1 protein-coding gene is annotated in these 237 nt (G+C 48.1%); it reads right to left on the bottom strand.

Annotated features, from left to right (window positions below):
* Positions 1 to 237 (bottom strand): efflux RND transporter permease subunit (locus SB773_RS34560; protein WP_410595053.1); only part of this gene is annotated, 237 nt, incomplete at both ends.

The following is a 237-nucleotide window of genomic DNA, read 5'->3' as shown; positions in this document are numbered from 1 at the left end:
CCGCTTGGTTCAAGTACAATACGCTCCGGGCCAAGATTAAACTCTCCGCCGGATATAACGATATTGCGGGCCGACAGTATCTGCGACAGTTGATAAGGTGAAATGCCCAGCTCTGACAATCTGGCATTGTCGTACTCTACGAATATTTGCTGCTCTTGTTCGCCGAAAATCTCAACTTTGGCCACATCGGGAATGTTTTGCAAAACAGCCTGCACTTTGTCCGCGACATTTTGTAGC

Origin of the sequence: Bacillus sp. SIMBA_074, from assembly GCF_046534555.1 — a bacterium.
In the GTDB taxonomy this organism is placed as follows: Bacteria; Bacillota; Bacilli; order Bacillales; family Bacillaceae_G; genus Bacillus_A; species Bacillus_A mycoides.
This window is presented reverse-complemented; position numbering and strand designations above follow the sequence as displayed.